This window comes from Arthrobacter sp. LAR12-1-1.1 (assembly GCF_040676555.1).
GTDB lineage: Bacteria > Actinomycetota > Actinomycetes > Actinomycetales > Micrococcaceae > Arthrobacter.
In genome coordinates this window covers 186,775-207,260 of record NZ_JBEGIG010000056.1, presented here as the reverse complement: position 1 = coordinate 207,260, position 20,486 = coordinate 186,775, and the positions used below count along the sequence as shown (strand labels likewise).

The window sequence follows — 20,486 nt, the reverse complement described above, 5'->3', positions numbered from 1 at the left end:
CACGAGCCCGGATCCAGCTGTACCTGCACCAAAGAATAAACTTAACCCCACGCCATCTACTGAGTGAAGTGAGAGAGATGACTGCCACTGCTACCGATCACGTAGCCGCAACGTCCGGTGCTACCGGTCGTATTGCACGTGTTATTGGCCCGGTTGTCGACGTCGAATTCCCGGCTGACGCAATCCCCTCGATTTACAACGCACTCACCACCGAGATCACTCTCAACGGTGAGACCCGAACCGTCACGTTCGAGGTTGCCCTGCACCTGGGCGACAACCTCATCCGTGCTATCTCCCTCCAGGCCACCGACGGACTTGTCCGCGGTACCAACGTTGTAGACACCGGCGGCCCGATCACCGTGCCCGTGGGCGACGGCGTCAAGGGTCACATCTTCAACGTGCTGGGCAAGCCGCTGGACGTCGACGAGTCCGAGATCCAGGCTTCCGACTACTGGCCGATCCACCGCAAGGCTCCCGCCTTCGCGACCCTGGAAGGCTCCACCGAGATGCTGGAGACCGGCATCAAGGTGATCGACCTCCTCACCCCGTACATCAAGGGTGGCAAGATCGGTCTGTTCGGTGGTGCCGGCGTCGGCAAGACCGTGCTGATCCAGGAAATGATCACCCGTGTTGCCCGCAACTTCGGTGGCACCTCGGTGTTCGCCGGTGTCGGCGAGCGTACCCGTGAAGGTAACGACCTCTGGGTCGAAATGGAAGAGGCCGGCGTCCTGAAGGACACCGCCCTTGTATTCGGCCAGATGGATGAGCCGCCGGGAACGCGTCTGCGCGTGGCACTGTCCGCCCTGACCATGGCGGAGTACTTCCGCGATGTGCAGAACCAGGACGTGCTGCTCTTCATCGACAACATCTTCCGCTTCACCCAGGCAGGCTCCGAGGTTTCCACCCTCCTCGGCCGCATGCCGTCGGCTGTGGGCTACCAGCCCAACCTGGCCGACGAGATGGGTCTCCTCCAGGAGCGCATCACGTCCACCAAGGGCCACTCCATCACCTCGATGCAGGCCATCTACGTTCCCGCAGATGACTACACCGACCCGGCTCCGGCCACGACCTTCGCACACCTCGACGCGACCACGGAACTTTCCCGTGAAATCGCCTCCCGTGGTCTGTACCCGGCCGTTGACCCGCTGACGTCGACCTCCCGGATCCTGGATCCGCAGTACATCGGACAGGCCCACTACAACACGGCCGTTCGCGTCAAGCAGATCCTGCAGAAGAACAAGGAACTTCAGGACATCATCGCCATCCTCGGCGTTGACGAACTCTCTGAAGAAGACAAGATCGTCGTGTCGCGTGCACGCCGCATCCAGCAGTTCCTCTCGCAGAACACCTACACCGCCAAGCAGTTCACCGGCGTCGAGGGCTCCACAGTATCCATCAAGGACACTGTTGAAGGCTTCACCGCGATCTGCGACGGCGAACTTGACCACGTTGCAGAGCAGGCGTTCTTCAACGTCGGCGGCCTGGACGACGTCGAGCGCCAGTGGGCCAAGATCCAGGAACAGACCAAGTAATATGGCTGAGCTTGAGGTTGAGATTGTCGCAGCGGATCACTTCGTGTGGTCCGGAGCGGCCAAGATGGTCAAGGCCCGCACCAGCGATGGTGAAATCGGAATCCTGCCCGGCCACTCGCCCCTGCTGGCGATTCTGGCCGAAGGTGAGCTGGCAATCGAGCCGGTGTCCGGTGACCGCATCTCTGTAGCCGTCGACGGGGGATTCTTCTCCGTTGACAACAACAGGGTGGTCATTGTTGCTGACAACGCCCAAATGGGCGAAGCGGCTACTGCGGGGATCCGCTAGCACGACCTTGATGAACAGTATTGGTTTGCCGTTCATCGTCCTGGCAACTGCGTTTGCGTTGCTGGTATTTGCACTGTGCCTCATGGGGGTGCGCCGCTTCAATCTGCGGCGCGCCCTCGGCACGGTGGACGCCTCCATCTGCACGGCTGGAAAAAGCTGGCAGATGGGGGTTTGTCGTTATCAGGACAACGACCTCGAGTGGTTCCGCCTGGTCTCACTCAGCGTCCGTCCCAAGCACACCTTCCGGCGCAGCTCGCTGGAGCTCCTTGGCCGGCGCAAGCCCACCGAATCCGAGCTCCTCAAGGTCCAGCCCGACGCCGTGATCGTGGAGCTCCGCTACGAGGGGCGGCAGGTTCTTCTCGCGATGCGCTTCGATGCCTACACAGGGTTGTCATCCTGGCTTGAGGCCGGACCGGTCATCGGCGTCGGCACCTGGCGCTAGCCCCGGTGGACTACCTTGACAGCCTCCGCCTGGTCGACGGCCCGGTGGTGTGGCTTGCGTGGGCCGCCGGTGCGGCAGGCCTGGCCTACCTCCTCTGGCACGCCGCCTTCCGGTATCCGGGTTTCCGGCACACCGCTTCTGGGCACATCAGGCGTCGCCTGCCCGGTGCGGCCGTCGTCGTCGCTGCCGTGACCCTGCTCGCCGCATTGCTCGTCGCGGCCGTGCACTGGTTCCTGATCTACGCCATCACGGTCTTCCCCGCCGAACTGCCTGGGGAGACCCTCGTCTGGTCCCAAGTTGGCGTCGGCGCCCTGCTCCTGTGGATCATGTGCCTGTTCGGTCTCCGGGTCCGCGGACGCAGCCGCACCAAACCTTGGCGTTCAGGCGCCGCAGCCACGGCCGCCTTTCTGGCCGTCCTCGCGCTTGCCGCTGTACAGATCAACATCTACTTCGGCCTGAACCACACCGTCGGCGATCTCACCGGAACGGCAGTAGCCCGGATCAAGCCGCTCGAGGCCGGCCTGACGCGCGCGGCCGGCGGCCCGGCCTCCACCGGGCTCGCCCACTGGCAGGCACCTGCCCACCTTCCCGACGGCGTCATCCGCAAGGCGGTCATCCCCGGCAGGATCTCCGGCTTCCAGAGCCGGGACGCCTACGTCTATCTCCCGCCGGCCTACCAGAGTTCCCCCCGGCCCGCGTTGCCGGTGCTGGTCCTTTTTTCCGGCCAGCCGGGCAGCCCCGCCGACTGGCTGACCGGCGGCGCGCTCCGGATCCGGCTGGACCGGTTCGCTGCGCAGCACGGCGGGGTGGCGCCCGTGGCGGTGGTGGTCGATCCCAACGGCTCGCCGACGGCAAACACACTGTGCCTCGACAGCCGGATTGCCCAGGCGGACACCTTCCTGGCGCGGGATGTGCCGGACTGGATCAACCGCACGCTCGACGTCGACCCGAACCCCCGGCAGTGGGCCGCGGGCGGCTTCTCGTTCGGCGGCACCTGTGCCATGCAGATGGTGACGCGGCATCCCGACGTCTACGGCGCGGCGCTGGCCTTCTCCAGCGAGGACGAGCCGGCCCTCGCGAAGGAGCGCGCCAAGACCATCGAGGCCTCCTTCGGCGGCGACGCCGAGGCCTTCGACCGGCTGACCCCGCTCCGCGTCATGGCGGAAAACCGCTTCGACGGCCACGGCGTGTACTTCGCCGCAGGAGACCACGACCCGGAGTTCACCGGCTACATGGACGTGCTCTCCGACGCGGCACGCCGCGCCGGGTTCACGGTCGAAACACACCGGATCGCCAACGCGGGGCACTCCTGGGACACAGCATCCAACGGCCTGCCCGGCGGCCTGGACTTCCTGGCCCGGCGCTGGGGGATCTCGCCATGAGCCAGACCAAAAACGGCAGCACGCGGACCGCGGCGGGCCCGGGCCCGGAAGGCCCGCCGTTGCTGGACGTCTGGCGGCAGGGGATGCGCCAGACGCTGGCGCACTTCCGCGCCGTACCGTTCACCCTGGCGGTCCTCGCGACCTTCCTGGCCGTCGGTGCCGTCACGGGCAGCTTCCTGTCCGGGCCGCCGAACGCCCTGCTGCCCATCGCCTCCGTCAACGCTCCGGGGCTGAGGGCGGGTCACTGGTGGTCCCTGTTCACGTCACTGTTCTTCGCCACCAATCTGCTGGCCTACCTCGCCGCATCACTGATGATCCTCCTGCTTCTGGGCCTCGCTGAACGGCATCTGGGGACGCTGCGGACAGCCGTATTCTTCTTTGCGGGCCAGTTCGCGGCTGTGACCGTGTTCCTGCTGATCACCCAGCTGGCCCGGTATATCGGCGACGGCTGGCTCGGCCTCATGGTCAATGCCCGGCTGATCGGCCCCTACGCCGCCGTCCTTGCCGTGGCCCTGGCCGCCAGCGGGCTGCTGCCCACTTTGTGGCAACGGCGGCTGCGGACCGCCGTCGTGTCCGCGTCGCTGCTGCTGGTGCTCTACGTCGGGCATCCGGAGACGGTGGTGGGGCTCGCCGGTGCCCTCGCCGGCCTGGCCGCTGGCTGGTGGATCCAGGGCGACCGGGGGACCCTGCACCGCCACCGTTCGACGGGCCGCGAAACGCGCAACCTGTTGGCGCTCACGGTCGCCATCTTCGCGGTGGGACCGATCCTCACGGCAGCTGTCAGCAGCCCCACCGGGCCCCTGGCCTTGTTGCGCGACGTCGTGCTGAACCCGCTGCCCACACTGAGCCAGCTGGAGGAAAACTGCGGCGGGACGGTTGATGTCAGCTGCCTGGAGGCCGGCCGGGCCGGATTCGCCGGTCCGCTGGGCCTCGCGCTGGCGGTGGTCCCGGTGGTCCTGCTGTTGATCTGCGCGGACGGCATGCGGCACGGCCGCCGCCTGGCCCTGCGGATCGCCATCATCGTCCAGCTCGGCGTTACAGCCCTGGCCGCCGTGTACCTCGCCCTGTTCGCCCGCATTCCGCACTATCCCAACCGGCCGCACACGGCCGTGATGGGCTCCGGCTTCGTCCACGTCCTTCCGCTCGTGGCCGTTCCGCTGCTGCTCGTTGTGCTGCTCTGGCTGAACCGCCGGCAGTTCCGGGTGGAGACGGCACCGCGGGCCCGGGGGATCCTGGGCATCGTGGTAGGCGGGACGTGGCTGGGGCTCGCCGGAGCCTACGCGGTCGCGTGGCTGGCGGCCGGCGGGATGGACCGCGACGGGGGAGTGCTGGGCCTCGCCGCGGAACTCGCCCGGCAGTACCTGCCGCTGCCCATTCCCGGCGCCTACAGCAGGCTCTTCCAGAACCGGTACGCCGTCGAGTCCTTTCTGTTCGCCTATGCCGGCATCATCTTCTGGGGAGTGGCCCTGGCCGCGGTCTGGCTGGTCCTGCGGCGGCGGCTGCACGGTACCGGGATGAACAGTACCGACGTCGGCTTCGGGGACCGGGACACGGCCCGTGACCTCATCCGCCAGGGCGGAGACTCGCTGTCCTGGATGGCGCTCTGGGAACCGAACAAATACTGGTTCACGCCGGACCGTCGCGGCGGGGTGGCCTACCAGCAACACGGCAACGTGGCCCTGACGCTGGCGGGCCCCTTCGGACCCGCTGCCCTCCATGAGGAGACCGCGGCGGGTTTCATGCGCTATTGCGCCGAGCACGCCCTGATCCCGTGTTTCTACTCCTGCACGGCCGACCTGTGGCCGATGCTCCGGGCCCGCGGGTTCCGCCGGGTGGCCGTGGCCCAGGAAACCAGGCTCGCCGTGCGGGAACTCGAGTTCAAGGGCAAGGAATGGCAGAACGTCCGCACCGCGCTGAACCGTGCCGCGAAGACCGGCGTCGAAGCCGTGTGGGGGCGCTACAGCGAATTCCCGGCCCCGCTGCGGGCCCAGCTGAGCGGGGTCTCCGAGGAATGGGCGGCGCAAAAGCACGTGCCGGAGATGGGCTTCACGCTCGGCGGCATCGACGAGCTCGACGACGACGAAGTGCTGTGCTGCCTGGCGGTGGACGCCGCCGGACACGTGCAGGGTGTCACGAGCTGGCTGCCGGTGTACCAGGACGGACAGCTGGTGAGCTGGACCCTGGACTTCATGCGCCGGCGCGGAGACGCGTTCCCTGGCGTCATGGAGTTCCTCATTGCCTCCGCCGTGCTGGAACTCAAGCGCACGGTCGAGGTCATCTCCCTTTCCGGCTCGCCGCTGGCGAAGGACCGTGCCGCAGACGACGCGGCCCGGCGCAGCGACGCCGGGGACGCTGCTGTGGATCCCGCTGGAGACACTGCCGAGAGTCCTGCCGGAGCCGCTGCCGGGGGCGGCGATGCCGGGCCTGAGGGACTGGCCGGGATCCTGGACGTGGTGGGCCGGGCCCTGGAACCCATCTATGGCTTCCGCTCGCTGGCAACGTTCAAGTCGCGCTTCAAACCGGACTACCGCACGCTTTACCTCTATTACCAGGATCCGCTGCAATTGCCCGCGATGGGCCGGGCCCTGAGCCGCGCGTATCTTCCCGGGCTGTCCGTCCGGCAGAGTGCACGTCTGCTGCGCACCCTGGTGCGTTAGCCGGCCGGGTCCGGCGGTTATTGCCCGGCGCGCCTGGCGCGGATCCGGGCCCTGCCGTAAACGCATTCGCGCGGCCGTGCAATTCGGATGAACAATATCGCTTGACCAATAGAGGCGTGGCCAAAAGGCGAAGACCTGAAACGCCGCGGCCAACAATGCACAAAAAAATGATCCCCGGCACAAATGCCGGGGATCATTTTTGGTGCCGGAAATGCCCTAAAGCACTTCCTGACGGGAGACTAGACCAGCGTTACGCCGGTAGCCTGGGGGCCCTTGGCGCCCTGGCCGATCTCGAACTGAACACGCTGGTTCTCGTCGAGGGTCTTGAAGCCACCGGTCTGGATCTCGGAGTAGTGAACGAAGACATCGCCATCGGAGTCATCCGGGGTGATGAAGCCGAAGCCCTTTTCTGCGTTGAACCACTTGACGGTTCCCTGTGCCATTTGTTTCTCCTCATTGTGGATCTGAATAAGTCCGGCGCACTTCACACCGCACTTGGTCACTCTGCGAGAAGAACCTTTGGCAACGGACCGGATTCCCGAACCGTGGCTGCAGGAGCTTCACGCTCGCAACATGTCTTGCGAGCATGAATAACACCTACACAAAGACTTGTATAAGAATTTCATGACACTTGCGTCAGGTCAACGGGCGAGCGGGAGAAATGCATAAATTTTGTGCAAAGAACCGCTTAACGCGAATCGCCGCCGCGGAAAGACTGCCGCAGGGCGCTTAGAAGAGCCTGGATTCGCTGTCGTCAACGCCGCGCATGGCGTCGTAGTCAAGGGTCACGCAGTCAATTCCGCGGTCCTTGGCGAGGACTTTGGCCTGCGGCTTGATCTGCTGGGCAGCGAAGATTCCCCGGACCGGAGCCAGCAGCGGGTCCCGATTCAGCAGTTCCAGGTACCGGGTGAGCTGCTCGACGCCGTCGATGTCGCCGCGCCGCTTGAGCTCAATGGCCACGGTGGCCCCATCCGCGTCCCGGGCCAGGATGTCCACGGGGCCGATCGCCGTGAAGTACTCGCGGCGGATCAGCGAGAACCCGGTGCCAAGCAATTCGATCTGGGCGGCCAGGAGCCGCTGGAGGTCCGCCTCGACGCCGTCCTTGATCAGGCCAGGGTCCTGGCCCAGTTCGTGGGACGTGTCGTGCAGCTGCTCATGAATATTGATAATGAGCCGGTCATCGGTCTTGGCCGACTGGACCGTCCACTGCTCGACGACGCCAACTTCGACGTCGACCTCATCCGGGGTGGAGACGCGCAAAGACGCAGGAGGGCTCATCCAGTTCAGGGGCTTGTAGGATCCGCCGTCGGAATGGACCAGGACCGAGCCATCGGCCTTGACCAGCAACAGCCTGGTGGCCAGCGGGAGGTGGGCTTTGAGGCGGCCGACGTAATCAACGGAGCAGCGGGCTATGACTAAACGCACCCGGTCCACTCTACCGTCTGCGCGGGGGTCCCCGGGCTGGGGCGGCGGGACGGCGGGGCTGCAGCTCAACCGGCGCCGCGGCGGTGACGCAAAGACTGGCAGCCGGTCTGGGGCAGAATGGAGGCATGCCCCGTTCCAACCGACCCCGCCGCGCCAGTTCTGCAAAGACAGGCTCCGGCAAGAGCGCAGCGCCGGGAAAGGGCAAAGCCCCCGGGGCCAAACACGGCCCGGCGCCGGAGCTCGATCTGGAGCGCGCCCGCTCAGGTTTCGCCCGGCGGGAAAGCGCGCCGGACGGTGAATGGATGGTCCGCCCCATCACCGCCAGCCGCGCCGAGAAGACCTACATCTGCCCGGGCTGCTCCACCGCCGTACTGCCGGGGATCGCCCACCTGGTGGTCTGGTCCGAGGACCACCTCTTTGGCGCCGCCGCGGGTCTCGCCGAGCGCCGCCACTGGCATACCAACTGCTGGACCTCACGGAGCTATCGGTATCGCTAAGCTGGTCAGCATGACTTTTGATCCCGCGTCGTACGTCTTCACCCAGCCGTCAGAGCCGACTGCCATCCGCGCGTCCACCGTCCTTCCGGCCCACCGCGAGAACGTCGAACTCCGTACCTCGGACGGACACCGGCTGGTGGGCGAGCTCGCCCTCCCGGAATCCGGCGAGATCAAGGCAACACTCATTACGCTGCACCCGCTGCCGACGCACGGCGGCTTCATGGATTCGCACGTCTACCGCAAGGCCTCCTACCGGCTGCCGGCCCTCGCCGGAATCGCCGTACTGCGCTTCAACACCCGTGGCACGTCTTCGCCGCGGGGGACCAGCGGAGGAGCCTTCGAGGAAGGCATCGGCGAGCGTCTGGACGTCGAGGCCGCCGTGCAGTTCGCCGTGGACCGGGGCCTGCCAAACCGGTGGCTCGTGGGCTGGTCCTTCGGCACTGAGCTTGCCCTCATGTACGGCGCCGCTGAGCCCGTCGCCTCGGAGATCGAGGGGGCTGTCCTGCTCTCGCCCCCGCTGCACCGGGCCACGGACGTGCACTTGAAGGAATGGGCCCGGACGGGCAAGCCGCTGAAGGTGCTGGTCCCCGAACACGACGACTACCTGCAGCCGGCTGATGCCGCCGCGAGGTTCGCGCTGGTACCGCAGGCGCAGGTGCTAGGGGTCGACGGCGCCAAGCACCTGTGGGTGGGGGAGAAGTATGCCGGGCGTGTGCTCAACGAGATCGTGGACCAGGTCATCCCCGGCAGCGCCGGAACAGTGCTTCCGCAGGAATGGGACGGACCGGTCGCCACGGCGCACTCCTGAGCCGCCAGCGCCTGCCCGAAAGGGGAGAACCGCGCCGAAAAGGGAATTCCGCGCCGAAAAAGGACAGCCGCACCGGGGATCCACGGTGCGGCTGTCCTTTTTCGGCGCGAAAACCGGCTGCCAGGGGGAACTGTCAGCGGCTGTCCTGGCGCGCGATGAGGATTTCTTTGACCAGCAGCATGATGGCCGCCGCGGTGGGAATGGCGATCAGGGCTCCGAGGACGCCCAGCAGACTGCCGCCGGCGATGACCGAGATGACGGCCACGGCGCCCGGCACCGCCACGGCTTTCTGCATGATCCGCGGCGAGATGAAGTAAGCCTCGAACTGGAGGTAGGCGAAATAGCAGATGGCGAAGACAAGCGCGGTCTGCCAGCCGGCGGTCAGGGCAACGAGCGTCACCAGGAACCCGGCAATCATGCCGCCCACCAGCGGGATGAACGCCAGCAGGGCCACGACGAACGCCAGTAGCGTGGCGAACGGTACGCCGATGATCGACATCACAATGAACGCGAACGTGGCGTTCAGCAGTGCGACGGCGGCCTGGCCGATCACGTAGTTGCCCACCGAACCGGTGATTTCCTCGGACAGGGCTTCAACCCGGGCCCGGCGCGAGCGCGGCGCGAGCCGGTAGCCCCATTTCTTCATCGCGGGAAGGGCGCCGAGGAAGTACAGGCTCAGGACCAGCACGATCAGTGCGCCGAACAGTCCGTTTGCCACGGTGGAGCCGAAGCCCACAACGCCGCCGAAGATGCCGCCCATGGCGTCCGGGTTGTTGACGAACTTCTCCAGCTCCTGGCTGATGCGGTCCCGGATGCCGAACTGGCTGTCAACGCTCCGGAAGAATTCCGAGTCAATGAAATCCTGGACCCACTTGGGCGCCTGCTGCACGATTTGCGTCACCTGCTGCACGATCGTGGGGATCAGGGTGGCAAAAAATGCGGCGACTCCAAGCGCCAGGGTGGATACGGACAGGAGGATGCCGGCGGCCCGGGGGACATTTCGGCGTTCGAGCCAGCGAACCACCGGGTCCAGCCCCAGGGTGATGAAGAGCGCCGTGATGATCCACAAGAGCAGCTGCGTCGTATTTGACCCGATCCAGTAGACCAGGAGGGCGAAGCCGACGCCGACCGTACCCATGAAGCCCATATACAGGGGGTGCTGGGCCGACATGCGCGGACCGGGACTGCCGAAGCGGGCCTCGGTCCCGGCCTCGGCCTCATGCTCCGGCGGCATCTCGAAGCGGATTCTCGGCTGGGCTCCCGGCAGGGGCTGGCGCAGGCGCCGGGCCGCGGACAAAAGGACATTCGCCGCGGCAACCCGGGGGCGGGAGGTTGCGGGCCGGGGGGTGGAGGCGGTTTGCTCGGGGCCGCGTTCCGGGCTGTCGGATTCCTGGGCTTCTTCTTGTCCGGCGGAGGACGAATCCGTATGTTCAGTCACTGCGTTGAATGCCCTTAATTCTCTGCGGCGCCACTGAGGCGGCGCTGGTGTGATGATCACCGCAAACACTATCAGCAGGCTTGTCAGCTCACGGGCGGGGACCCGGCGCGGGAGCCGCGGGCGGGGGTGTGCCCGGGCGCCGATCTGACTCGCGGGTAACAAAATGGTTACTATTGAAGCTAACTGTCCGCTGATGATTGGTAGTATTTTGCGTTTCAAGACTGCAGTCGCCCTGATGCTGCTTGGCCTCCTGACCCTGCTGGCCGGTATTGGCCAGAAGACGTTTTGGGCTCCCCCGGAGACGATTACGGCCACCGCTCCGACGGGTACGGCCGCGCCGCTGACCGTCTTCGATGAGAAGCTGAGGACGCTGCACCCCGGGACCGTGAAGATCCAAGTCAAGGGCGAGGGTGCCTTCCTGCTGGCCGCCGGGCGGCCCGACGACGTCGACGCCTGGGTGGGCAAGACGGCGCACAACACCGTCGCCGGCGTCTCGGAGGACGGCAAGTCGCTGCAGCTGACGCATACCGACGGCGACGCCGCCGCGCCGTCTCCGGCCGGATCGGACCTTTGGGTCGCCACCGAGAACGCCAGCGGTGAAATGGACTACTCGTGGAACGCGCCGGCCGACGGCGACTGGTCCCTCCTCCTCGCGGCGGACGGCACCAAGCCCGCCCCGAGTTCCATCACGATGACGTTCCCGAACGACACCTCGACGCCCTGGGCCATTCCGCTCATGGTGCTCGGCGGCCTGCTGATCATCGCCGGCGCGGCGCTGCTGGTCCTCAAGCCGAAGTCACGCAACCGGACCGGCAACCCGACCGGCGGCAACCCGACCGGCGGCAACCCGACTGGCGGAGGCGGGGACGGCAGCGCGTTCGTCCGCCGCGCGCAGGCCAAGGCCGCGGCACGCCGCGCGGGACAGGGTTCGACGGCACCCGACGCTTCAGCGCCCGAGAAGACAGCATCCGAGCAGAAGAAGGGCCCCGGCACGGCGCGCCGTTCCGGCATCGTGGTGGCCGTGCTGACGGCCGCCGCCGTCGCCGGAACGTCGGTGGCCGCTCAGGCCAGCCAGACGCCCGCGCCGTCGCCGAGCGCACCGGCCGCCACACCCGCTGCCCCGGCCTCCAACAGCGCGGCCCCGGGCACTCCCAATGAGGACCAGACCGGCGATGCGCCGGTGCTGCTGGACGCCCAGTTCCGCCGCGTCCTGGAACAGGTTGCCGGTGCTGTCGATGCAGGAGACGCTGCCAAGGACGCCGCCAAGCTGGCGCCGCGCGTGGCTAAGTCCGAGCTCGAGGTGCGCACGCAGAACTACAAGGTCCGTTCGCAGGTCGGCTCCTACGAGGCCCGCATGCCTGTCCGCTCCATGAAGCTGCTGACCACGGTGGTCACCAACAAGCGCAGCTGGCCCCGCTCCGTCATGGCCGTGACGCAGGGCGAGGGCAACGTCGTCCCGCAGCTGCTGACCCTGACCCAGGCCTCCCCCCGGGAGAACTACAAGCTGGTCAGCAGTACGCCGCTGCAGCCCGGTGCCACCTTCCCGGCGATCGGGCGGGCCGGCACGGAGACGCTGGCATCCACGGACAAGTCCGGACTCCTGTACAGCGGCGACGAAGCCCTCGCGGGGCTGGGTGACCGCCTGAGCAAGGCAGACTCCGCCTTCAAGGACAAGCTCGTCGAGGGCCAGTCCTCCCCGTACATCGCGGACACCCTCGCCTACCAGGCCGACGTCGTCAGTTCAGGCGTCAACGGCACCTTTGCCTTCACGCACAAGGTGGCCCCCGAGAACACTGTCGTGTTCCGCACCGCCGATGGCGGGGCACTGGTCCTGGGACGCCTGAACTTCTCCTTCGACGGCACTCCGAAGGCCGACGGCGACAAGCTCACAATCGGCGACGACGCGGCCGCCCTGGCCGGCGGCAAGGAGACCAGCACCGGCATGGTGCTGAACTTCGCCGAGTCAGTGGCTGTCTATGTTCCGCCGGCCGGTTCCAAGGATCCGATGAAGCTCGTGGCCGCCACCCGGGGCCTGGTCGGGGCCGCTTTCAAGTAGCCCTCGCCGGCGGGCGCGGTGGCGCCGGGCAGGACTTCAATGGCTAGAGTGGAGCTATGACTACGCCAGCTTCCCGCCCGGTCCCGCCCGTTGCCGCCAGCCCGCTGAACCTGCGCGGCGCCGTCGATCTCTCCGCCTTGAAACAGCGGCAGGCCCCGGTCTCTCCGGCACCGGCCGCGCCCGGTCCTGCGGCCGCCAGCCCGGCCGGTTCTGCCGCAGGTCCCGCACCGGCAGCCGGCGCCGCCGACCACTCCGGCCGCCCGCTGCGCGTGGACGTGACCGAGGGCAACTTCCAGGAGCTCGTGGAGCTCTCGGCCCAGGTGCCAGTGGTGATCGCCCTCTGGGCCTCCTACTCGCCAGGCTCCGGCCAGCTGGTGGAGGTCCTCGAAGACATCGTCGAGAGCTACGATGGCCGGCTGGTCCTCGGGGCCGCGGACATCGACGTCTTCCCGGAACTTGCCCAGGCCTTCCAGGTCCAGGCCGTGCCGACCGCCGTCGCGGTCGTGAAGGGCCAGCCCGTTCCGCTCTTCCAGGGCGGCGCGGACGAACAGCAGGTACGCAGCCTGTTCGACGAACTCCTCAAGGTCGCGGCCGCCAACGGCGTGACCGGACAGATTGGCACCGGCGGTCCCGGCGGCGGGGAACCGGAGGCCCCGCCGCTGCCGCCGCTGCACCAGGCAGCGTTCGACGCGATCGAGGCCGGCGACTACGCTGCCGCGGCTGCCGCCTACCGGCAGGCCCTGAACGAGATGCCGGCCGACGCCGAGGCCAAGGCGGGCCTGGCGCAGGTGGAACTCATGGCGCGCCTGCAGACCTTCACGGGGCCCGAGGCAGATGCCCTCCGCCGGCTCGCCGCCGACGAGCCGGACAACCTCGAGGCCCAGCTCGGCGTTGCGGACTTGGATATCGCCGGCGGCCACATCGAGGACGGCCTCGGCCGGATCGTGACGTTCATTGGCCGGAACTTCGGCCCGGAACGGGAGACCGCCCGCGTCCGGCTGCTGGAACTCTTCGACGTCGTCGGCACCGGTGACGAGCGTGTCGCCAAGGCCCGCCAGGGACTGGCCCGGGTGCTGTTCTAGTGGGATCGGCACTCTTCGCGCCGCTGGAGCTGAGGTCCCTGCGGCTGCAGCACCGCGGCTGGGTGTCCCCGATGTGCCAGTACAGCTGCGAGCCCGGCACGGGCGAGGGGGTGCCCACCGACTGGCACCTCATGCACCTGGGCTCCTTTGCCACCGGGGGAGCGGCCCTCATCCTCACCGAGGCCAACTCCGTGAACGCCGCGGGCAGGATCAGCCCCCGCGACGCCGGCCTCTACAACGACCACCAGGCCGCGGCCTGGGAACGCATCACGTCCTTCGTGCACCGCCACGGCACCGCTGAGACCAAGATCGGCACCCAGCTGGCGCACGCCGGCCGGAAGGCGTCGTCCTACTGGCCGTTCTCCGGCAAGAAGGGCAGTGTGCCGGCCTCCGAGGGCGGCTGGGACACTGTGGGTCCCGGTACCGGCGCGTTCGACGGTTACGCGCCGCCCTCGGCGATGACGGAAGCGCAGATCGACGGCGTGATCGCCGACTTCGCCGCTGCCGCCGTGCGGGCCGTCGACGCCGGGTTCGACACGATCGAAATCCATGGCGCCCACGGCTACCTGCTGCACCAGTTCCAGAGCCCACTGATCAACGACCGCACGGACCGCTGGGGCGGGGACGAGACGGGCCGGAACAGGCTGACGCTCGCTGTGGTGGACGCTGTCCGCGCGGTCATCCCCGACTCCATGCCGCTGTTGCTGCGGATCTCTGCCTCGGACTGGGCGCCGGGCGGGATCGAGGCCGAGGCCTCGGTCCGGATGGCCAGCGCCGCTGCGGAGCGCGGAGTGGACCTTGTGGACGTTTCCAGCGGCGGGGCCGTTGCCCACCAGCAGATTCCCGTGGGCCCCGGGTACCAGACCGGGTTCTCCGCCCGGATCCGGCGCGAAGCCGGGGTCAGGACCGGCACGGTGGGACTTTTGACCTCAGCCGGGCAGGCCGAGCACGCGGTGGCCACCGGCCAGGCCGACGGCGTGTTCATAGCCCGTGCCGCGCTGCGGGACCCGCACTGGTGGCTGCGCGCCGCGTTCGAGCTCGGCCATGACCTTGCGTGGCCGCCGCAGTACGAGCGGGCCATACCCCGGCATTTGTTCTAGACCGCCGGTGGCGGAGGCGGTTCGCGCGGCGGAAACCTACGCCTTGCGGACGATCCTTTTCGCGCCGGCGGAGCGTTAGTCTGGCGTCATGACATTCCAGCCCCCGGTGCCGCCCGGGCCTTCCTCGCCGCCGGTTCCTGCCCTGTCCCTGCGCGGCCTCGCCAAGCGCTTCGGCGACAAGATCGCCGTCGACGGCATCAGCCTGGACGTCCCGGCCGGATCCTTCTACGGGGTGGTCGGCCCCAACGGCGCCGGCAAGACCACCACCTTGTCCATGGCGACGGGCCTGCTGCGCCCCGATTTCGGCACCGCGCTGGTCCACGGCGTCGACGTCTGGCAGCATCCGCTGGAGGCCAAGAAGCTGATGGGGATCCTGCCCGACGGCGTCCGGCTGTTCGACCGACTCAGCGGCGAGCAGCTGGTCACCTACGCCGGCCTGCTGCGCGGGATGGACCGGGAGATGGTGGCGTCGCGGGTGGCGGAACTGCTCGCAGCGCTGGACCTGGGCAATGACGCCGGCACGCTGGTGGTGGACTACTCCGCCGGCATGACCAAGAAGATCGCGCTGGCCTCGGCGCTGATCCACGCACCACGGCTGCTGGTCCTCGACGAGCCGTTCGAATCGGTGGATCCGATCTCCGCGGCGAACATCCGCGACATCCTGGACCGCTACGTTGCCTCGGGCGGTACGGTCATCGTCTCCAGCCACGTCATGGATCTGGTCCAGCGCATGTGCGACCACGTCGCCGTCGTCGCCGGCGGCCGGGTCCTCGCCGCCGGCACCGTGGAGGAAGTCCGCGCCGGGGCCAGCCTCGAGGACCGCTTCGTGCAGCTCGTGGGCGGCCGGAACCATACGGAAGGGCTGGAATGGTTGCGCACCTTCTGAGGCTCAAGCTGACCCTGCTGCGCAACAGCGTCCGGCGCAGCCCGTGGCAGCTTGTGGGCCTCGGGATCGGCACCCTGTATGCCCTGGGAATCGTGGTTCTGCTTGCGGGCGGGCTGTTCGTCCTGCGCGGCCAGGAGATCGAGCTCGCGCAGACCGTGGTGATCCTGGGCGGCGCGACGGCCCTGCTGGGCTGGGCCATCGTTCCGGTCGCGGTCTCCGCCGCGGACATGACCCTGGACCCTGCCCGCTTCACCACCTTCGCCGTGCCCATGCCGCAGCTGCTGGCAGGGCTGGCGCTGGGCGGCCTGATCGGCATTCCGGGCCTGGCAACCTCGCTGGTTGCCCTCGCCACGGTGGGCACCTGGTCCCGCAGCCTGCCGGCCGCGTCCGGCGCCCTGGTGGGTGCCGTGCTGGGCGTGCTGAGCTGCGTCGTGCTCTCCAAGGTCGTGACCACGGCCACCGCCGGCCTGGCAAGCTCCCGGCGCTTCAAGGACATCAGCGCCGTCGCCTTCCTCATCCCGCTCGTGCTCACAGGCCCCATCGTGGCGGGCATCGCGAGGGGAATCGCGGGTTCGGGCGATTTCCTGACCAGTCTGGCCCGGACACTGTCCTGGACGCCGGCCGGGGCGGCCTTCGCGCTCGGCGGCGACCTCGCCGCCGGCAACTACGGGGCCGCGGCCGTGAAATTCCTCATCGCCGTGGCCACACTGGCGGGCCTGGCCCTGGCGTGGAAGGTCCTGCTGCAGCGTGCCCTGGTGACCCCGCCCTACGCCGGGACCGCCAAGCGGCGGACCGGCGGCGCGGGCCTGTTCAGGCTGCTCCCGGCGACACCGGCCGCCGCCGTCGCCGCGAGGTCCCTGTACTACTGGCTGCGGGATCCCCGCTATGCCGGCGCGCTGGTGGTGGTTCCGCTGCTGCCCGTGCTGTTCCTGTTCCAGGGCAGTCAGAGCGGGTTCTACGGCCCGTTCCAGTTCGTCGGGCCGCTGACGGCCTTCCTTCTGGCCTGGTCCATTTCCACGGACGTCTCCTATGACAGCACCGCGTTCGCCCTGCACGTGGCCACCGGTGTGCGCGGCGCCGACGACCGCCTTGGCCGGGCGCTGGCGTGCCTGAGCTTCGCGCTGCCCGTGGCCCTCATCTTCAGCGTCGGACCGTTCTTCTTCACCGGCGACTGGGACAAGCTGCCTGCAGTCCTTGGCCTCTCGCTCGGCGTCCTCTTCAGCGGTCTGGGCCTGGCCTCGGTGATCTCGGCGCGCTACACCGTGAGCGTCCCGCTGCCGGGAGACAGCCCGTTCAAGAAACCGCCGGGCAACGTGGCCCAGACCCTCGCCGTGCAGTTCGGCGGCATGGCCGTGCTGATGGTACTTGTGGCGCCCGAAGTGGCACTCGTGGCCGCACAGTACATCACCGGCAGCCCCGTGCCGGGCTGGATCACGCTTGTCCTCGGACCCGTGCTGGGCCTCGCGCTTTTCGCCACCGGCGTGCGGGCCGGCGGAGCATGGCTGGACCGGCGGGGGCCGGAGCTGCTGGCACAACTGGCCGTCAACCGCTGACGGGTGCATGCTGGGAGTGCCAGACTCGAACGCCAGGCAAGCCAGGTAAAGGCAGGATCATGGAAGTTGTCATCCTTCCCGGCAGCAAGCAGATCGCGTCGCTTGGGGCGGACGCGGTGGAGGCCCTTCTTCGCCGCAAGCCCGACGCCGTGCTGGGCCTGGCGACCGGTTCCTCGCCGCTGCCGATCTACGGCGAGCTGGCCCTACGGCACGAGCGCGACGGCCTGGACTTCAGCCAGGTCCGCGCCTTCGCCCTGGATGAGTACGTGGGACTGCCCGCCGGCCACCCGGAGTCCTACCGGGAGGTGATCGCGCGCGAGTTCACCGCCCGCGTGAACATCAGCCCGGCCAACGTCCACGTGCCCGACGGCGCCGCGGCGGACATCCCGGCAGCCTGCCAGGAGTATGAAGACGCCATCCGCGCCGCCGGGGGAGTGGACCTGCAGCTCCTCGGCGTCGGAACGGACGGCCACATCGGGTTCAATGAACCGGGCTCGTCGCTGGCGTCCCGGACCCGGATCAAGACCCTGATCGAGCAGACACGCCGGGACAACGCACGGTTTTTCGGCAGCCTGGCCGCCGTGCCGCACCACGTCCTGACCCAGGGCCTGGGCACCATCCTGGATGCCCGCCACGTCATCCTGGTCGCCACCGGTGCGCAAAAGGCCCAGGCCGTCCGGGATCTCGCGGAGGGCCCCGTCGCCGCCATCTGTGCGGCCTCCGTACTGCAGCTGCACCCGCACGCCACCGTCCTCCTGGACGAGGCGGCGGCGTCGTCGCTGCGGCTGGCGGACTACTACCGCCACAGCTACGACCACAAACCTGCCTGGCAGGGCCTTTAGGCCCCGACGCCGGCATCCCGCAGGTCCGGCGGCGGACTTCCACCGGCTAAGATGGGTGTCATGACTAGCATGACCGATCCTCTCGAAAACGATCCGATGCGCGAGCTCTCCGGAGCCGGGACGTCTACGGCCACGATCGAGCGCGAGGAACTGCGCCAGGAAGTTGAGCCCGGTGACCGGGAGCGCTTCTCGCATTACGTGCGCAAGGAAAAGATCATGGAATCCGCGCTGACCGGTGACCCGGTCATCGCGCTCTGCGGCAAGGTCTGGACACCGGGCCGGGACCCGCAGAAGTTCCCCGTCTGCCCTGAATGCAAGGAAGTCTACGAGGGCCTGCGCCCCGGGAACGACGGCGGCAAGGGCTCCGGCGACAAGTAGCGGTACACGGCAATGAACGGAACAAGCAGGTTCCGTTAGCCGTCCCTGACGGCGTTTCTTCATGGCGGCGTGCCATCGCGCCCCGATTTCCTGCTCTGTTGCTCTGCTGTTTTCCTGCTTGCCGGTCCATGCTGTCCGGGTACTTCCCTGTGCGGGATTCCGCCGGGTCCATCCGAAAAAGATTGGTGTTTTTGTGCTTAATTGGGTTTCTCCGTCGGCTGCAGCCATGCGCGGTTGGAGGGCGCCTCAATGACAGAGACACTTTTCGGCGGACCCACGCTTCCCCCCGCCTATCCCGAGCGGGCTGCCTGGGGCACCGCCCCCAAGCTGCGCGCCTGGCAGCAGGAGGCGCTGGACAGCTACTTCAGCATCCATCCCAAGGATTTCCTTGCTGTCGCAACCCCCGGCGCAGGTAAGACCACGTTCGCCCTGCGCGTGGCGTCCATGCTCATCGATTCCGGTGTGGTCAACCGCGTGACCATCGTGGCGCCCACTGACCACCTGAAGCGCCAGTGGGCCGACGCCGCGGCCCGGGTGGGCATCGCGATCGACCCGAACTTCAAGAACGCCGACGGCCAGCATGGCCGCGGGTTCATCGGCGTCGCAGTGACCTACGCCCAGGTGGCCAGTAAGCCCATGCTGCACCGCGCCAAGACCGAGGCCGCCCGCACGCTGGTGATCCTGGACGAAATCCACCACGGCGGCGAGGCGCTGTCCTGGGGCGACGGCCTGCGCGAGGCGTTCGACCCCGCGGCCCGCCGGCTGTCCCTGACCGGTACCCCGTTCCGCTCCGATACCTCGCCGATCCCGTTCGTGGAGTATGCCGAGGACCGCGACGGGATCCGCCGCTCCAAGGCCGACTACACCTACGGCTACGGCAAGGCGCTGCGCGACCATGTGGTCCGCCCGGTCATGTTCATGGCGTACTCCGGCCAAATGCGCTGGCGCACGAGCGCAGGGGACGAAATGGCGGCCTCGCTTGGAGAATCCGCCGTCACTAAGGACATCACCTCGCAGGCCTGGCGCACCGCGCTGAACCCGGCCGGCGAATGGATCCCCGCCGTCCTTGCCGGCGCGGACAAACGTCTCAGCGAAGTCCGGCGCAGCGTCCCGGATGCCGGCGGCCTGGTCATTGCCACCGACCACGAGGACGCCCGCGCCTACGCCGGCCAGTTGAAGAAGATCACCGGCGAATCGCCCACCGTCATCCTCTCCGACGACGCCAAGGCCTCCAGCAAAATCGAGGAATTCACCGCCAGCGAGAAGCGCTGGATGGTGGCCGTCCGGATGGTTTCCGAAGGCGTGGACGTGCCGCGGCTGTCGGTCGGCGTCTATGCCACCTCGACCTCCACTCCGCTGTTCTTCGCCCAGGCCGTGGGGCGCTTCGTGCGTGCCCGCAAGCGCGGCGAGACGGCGTCGGTCTTCCTGCCCTCGGTGCCGCAGCTGATGGCGCTGGCCAACTCGATGGAGGCCGAACGCGACCACGCCCTGGACCGCCCGGAGAAGGAAGACAGCGACGGCCTCTTCAATCCTGAGGACTCCCTCATGGACGAGGCGAACCGCGAGGAGAAGGCCTCTGACTCCCTGATGAAGGGCAAGTTCGAGGCCCTCGACTCCCAGGCGTCCTTTGACCGCGTCCTCTTCGACGGCGGCGAGTTCGGCACCGGCGGCGAGGTGGGCTCGGAGGACGAGCTCGACTTCCTCGGAATCCCCGGCCTGCTCGACGCTGAACAGGTCGGCACGCTGTTGCGCCAGCGCCAGCACGAACAGCTGAACCGGAAGAACAAGCGCTCCCCGCAGGCTGACGCCCTACCCGCGGCAACCCCGGCCGTGCCGGACCACCGGATGCTCATGGACCTGCGCACCGAGCTGGCCAAAAACGTCGCGGCCTGGTCAGCCCGCACCGGGACCCCGCACGGGGTCATCCACACAAAACTCCGCACCGTCTGCGGCGGCCCGGCCGTCGCGCAGGCCAACGAGGAGCAGCTGCAGACCCGGCTGCGCAAGCTCCAGGACTGGTTCATCGGCCGGAAGTAGCCGCAATAAAAAGACAGCGGCACACAAGCAAGAGGCAAAAGCAGAGGGCAACAGCAGGGGGACCAGGCCGATGGCCTGGTCCCCC

At 68.0% G+C, this 20,486-nt stretch carries 18 protein-coding genes; 15 read left to right on the top strand and 3 right to left on the bottom strand.

The features are described 5' to 3' along the window. Positions 1-77: 77 nt before the first annotated feature. The 5 genes from atpD to MRBLAR12_RS20865 are packed head-to-tail and all read left to right on the top strand — an operon-like array spanning position 78 to position 6,299. The gene (gene atpD / locus MRBLAR12_RS20885) at positions 78-1,532 is read left to right on the top strand and encodes a F0F1 ATP synthase subunit beta (protein WP_090581405.1); all 1,455 of its coding nucleotides are present in this window, start codon (positions 78-80) and stop codon (positions 1,530-1,532) included. 1 nt (position 1,533) lies between these two features. After that, the gene (locus MRBLAR12_RS20880; protein ID WP_090581408.1) at positions 1,534-1,818 is read left to right on the top strand and encodes a F0F1 ATP synthase subunit epsilon; all 285 of its coding nucleotides are present in this window, start codon (positions 1,534-1,536) and stop codon (positions 1,816-1,818) included. A 10-nt stretch (positions 1,819-1,828) separates the two neighbouring features. Beyond that, positions 1,829-2,260, top strand: a complete 432-nt coding sequence (locus MRBLAR12_RS20875) for a DUF2550 domain-containing protein (RefSeq protein WP_229995284.1) — start codon at positions 1,829-1,831, stop codon at positions 2,258-2,260. Positions 2,261-2,265: 5 nt separating this feature from the next. Next, positions 2,266-3,642, top strand: a complete 1,377-nt coding sequence (locus MRBLAR12_RS20870; RefSeq protein WP_229995285.1) for an alpha/beta hydrolase — start codon at positions 2,266-2,268, stop codon at positions 3,640-3,642. Further along, the gene (locus MRBLAR12_RS20865) at positions 3,639-6,299 is read left to right on the top strand and encodes a bifunctional lysylphosphatidylglycerol flippase/synthetase MprF (RefSeq protein WP_414645554.1); all 2,661 of its coding nucleotides are present in this window, start codon (positions 3,639-3,641) and stop codon (positions 6,297-6,299) included. The genes MRBLAR12_RS20870 and MRBLAR12_RS20865 overlap by 4 nt, the downstream gene beginning before the upstream one ends. Positions 6,300-6,538: 239 nt before the next feature. On the opposite strand, the gene MRBLAR12_RS20860 is transcribed toward MRBLAR12_RS20865, so the two are convergent. Beyond that, a complete protein-coding gene (locus MRBLAR12_RS20860) occupies positions 6,539-6,742 on the bottom strand; it encodes a cold-shock protein (protein ID WP_011692441.1) in 204 nt (67 codons plus the stop codon). A gap of 286 nt (positions 6,743-7,028) precedes the next feature. Beyond that, positions 7,029-7,724: an endonuclease NucS gene (nucS, locus tag MRBLAR12_RS20855; protein WP_026266819.1), complete on the bottom strand. Its 696-nt coding sequence runs from the start codon at positions 7,722-7,724 to the stop codon at positions 7,029-7,031. Positions 7,725-7,849: 125 nt separating this feature from the next. Between nucS and MRBLAR12_RS20850 the strand changes: the two genes are divergently transcribed. Together MRBLAR12_RS20850 and MRBLAR12_RS20845 are read left to right on the top strand one after the other, a co-directional pair. Further along, complete coding sequence (locus MRBLAR12_RS20850; protein ID WP_229995286.1) at positions 7,850-8,221, top strand: ATP/GTP-binding protein; 372 nt, start codon at positions 7,850-7,852, stop codon at positions 8,219-8,221. A gap of 10 nt (positions 8,222-8,231) precedes the next feature. Beyond that, positions 8,232-9,029, top strand: a complete 798-nt coding sequence (locus MRBLAR12_RS20845) for an alpha/beta hydrolase (RefSeq protein ID WP_229995287.1) — start codon at positions 8,232-8,234, stop codon at positions 9,027-9,029. A 133-nt stretch (positions 9,030-9,162) separates the two neighbouring features. On the opposite strand, the gene MRBLAR12_RS20840 is transcribed toward MRBLAR12_RS20845, so the two are convergent. After that, positions 9,163-10,467, bottom strand: coding sequence for an AI-2E family transporter (locus MRBLAR12_RS20840; protein ID WP_364748100.1), 1,305 nt, complete (start codon positions 10,465-10,467; stop codon positions 9,163-9,165). A gap of 193 nt (positions 10,468-10,660) precedes the next feature. Here MRBLAR12_RS20840 and MRBLAR12_RS20835 point away from each other — a divergent pair, with 193 nt between their 5' ends. The 8 genes from MRBLAR12_RS20835 (at position 10,661) to MRBLAR12_RS20800 (ending at position 20,401) form a co-directional block, all read left to right on the top strand. Continuing rightward, on the top strand, positions 10,661-12,523 hold the full coding sequence (locus MRBLAR12_RS20835) for a hypothetical protein (protein ID WP_364748098.1): 1,863 nt from the start codon (positions 10,661-10,663) through the stop codon (positions 12,521-12,523). Positions 12,524-12,579: 56 nt separating this feature from the next. Further along, positions 12,580-13,605 carry a tetratricopeptide repeat protein gene (locus tag MRBLAR12_RS20830; protein WP_364748096.1) on the top strand — a complete coding sequence of 342 codons (1,026 nt, stop codon included), beginning with the start codon at positions 12,580-12,582 and terminating at the stop codon, positions 13,603-13,605. After that, the gene (locus MRBLAR12_RS20825; protein ID WP_229993832.1) at positions 13,605-14,705 is read left to right on the top strand and encodes an NADH:flavin oxidoreductase/NADH oxidase; all 1,101 of its coding nucleotides are present in this window, start codon (positions 13,605-13,607) and stop codon (positions 14,703-14,705) included. Before MRBLAR12_RS20830 ends, MRBLAR12_RS20825 begins: the two co-directional genes overlap by 1 nt. Positions 14,706-14,793: 88 nt before the next feature. Continuing rightward, a complete protein-coding gene (locus MRBLAR12_RS20820; protein ID WP_229993833.1) occupies positions 14,794-15,591 on the top strand; it encodes an ABC transporter ATP-binding protein in 798 nt (265 codons plus the stop codon). Continuing rightward, positions 15,573-17,144, top strand: coding sequence for a transporter (locus MRBLAR12_RS20815; RefSeq protein ID WP_364748093.1), 1,572 nt, complete (start codon positions 15,573-15,575; stop codon positions 17,142-17,144). Before MRBLAR12_RS20820 ends, MRBLAR12_RS20815 begins: the two co-directional genes overlap by 19 nt. Before the next feature lie 59 nt (positions 17,145-17,203). Next, entirely contained in the window at positions 17,204-17,986 is a 783-nt protein-coding gene (gene nagB, locus MRBLAR12_RS20810) for a glucosamine-6-phosphate deaminase (RefSeq protein ID WP_364748091.1), read from the top strand. Between the two features lie 60 nt (positions 17,987-18,046). Next, positions 18,047-18,364 carry a DUF3039 domain-containing protein gene (locus MRBLAR12_RS20805; protein ID WP_377985578.1) on the top strand — a complete coding sequence of 106 codons (318 nt, stop codon included), beginning with the start codon at positions 18,047-18,049 and terminating at the stop codon, positions 18,362-18,364. A gap of 249 nt (positions 18,365-18,613) precedes the next feature. Beyond that, positions 18,614-20,401 carry a DEAD/DEAH box helicase gene (locus tag MRBLAR12_RS20800; protein WP_229993837.1) on the top strand — a complete coding sequence of 596 codons (1,788 nt, stop codon included), beginning with the start codon at positions 18,614-18,616 and terminating at the stop codon, positions 20,399-20,401. Positions 20,402-20,486: the final 85 nt, after the last annotated feature.

Excerpts from the sequence above, each read along its gene's own strand:
- atpD (WP_090581405.1), top strand. The coding sequence starts at position 78 with ATGACTGCCACTGCTACCGATCACGTAGCCGCAACGTCCGGTGCTACC.
- MRBLAR12_RS20880 (WP_090581408.1), top strand. The coding sequence starts at position 1,534 with ATGGCTGAGCTTGAGGTTGAGATTGTCGCAGCGGATCACTTCGTGTGG.
- MRBLAR12_RS20875 (WP_229995284.1), top strand. The coding sequence starts at position 1,829 with ATGAACAGTATTGGTTTGCCGTTCATCGTCCTGGCAACTGCGTTTGCG.
- MRBLAR12_RS20865 (WP_414645554.1), top strand. The coding sequence starts at position 3,639 with ATGAGCCAGACCAAAAACGGCAGCACGCGGACCGCGGCGGGCCCGGGC.
- MRBLAR12_RS20860 (WP_011692441.1), bottom strand. The coding sequence starts at position 6,742 with ATGGCACAGGGAACCGTCAAGTGGTTCAACGCAGAAAAGGGCTTCGGC.
- MRBLAR12_RS20850 (WP_229995286.1), top strand. The coding sequence starts at position 7,850 with ATGCCCCGTTCCAACCGACCCCGCCGCGCCAGTTCTGCAAAGACAGGC.
- MRBLAR12_RS20845 (WP_229995287.1), top strand. The coding sequence starts at position 8,232 with ATGACTTTTGATCCCGCGTCGTACGTCTTCACCCAGCCGTCAGAGCCG.
- MRBLAR12_RS20835 (WP_364748098.1), top strand. The coding sequence starts at position 10,661 with ATGATTGGTAGTATTTTGCGTTTCAAGACTGCAGTCGCCCTGATGCTG.
- MRBLAR12_RS20830 (WP_364748096.1), top strand. The coding sequence starts at position 12,580 with ATGACTACGCCAGCTTCCCGCCCGGTCCCGCCCGTTGCCGCCAGCCCG.
- MRBLAR12_RS20820 (WP_229993833.1), top strand. The coding sequence starts at position 14,794 with ATGACATTCCAGCCCCCGGTGCCGCCCGGGCCTTCCTCGCCGCCGGTT.
- MRBLAR12_RS20815 (WP_364748093.1), top strand. The coding sequence starts at position 15,573 with ATGGTTGCGCACCTTCTGAGGCTCAAGCTGACCCTGCTGCGCAACAGC.
- nagB (WP_364748091.1), top strand. The coding sequence starts at position 17,204 with ATGGAAGTTGTCATCCTTCCCGGCAGCAAGCAGATCGCGTCGCTTGGG.
- MRBLAR12_RS20805 (WP_377985578.1), top strand. The coding sequence starts at position 18,047 with ATGACTAGCATGACCGATCCTCTCGAAAACGATCCGATGCGCGAGCTC.
- MRBLAR12_RS20800 (WP_229993837.1), top strand. The coding sequence starts at position 18,614 with ATGACAGAGACACTTTTCGGCGGACCCACGCTTCCCCCCGCCTATCCC.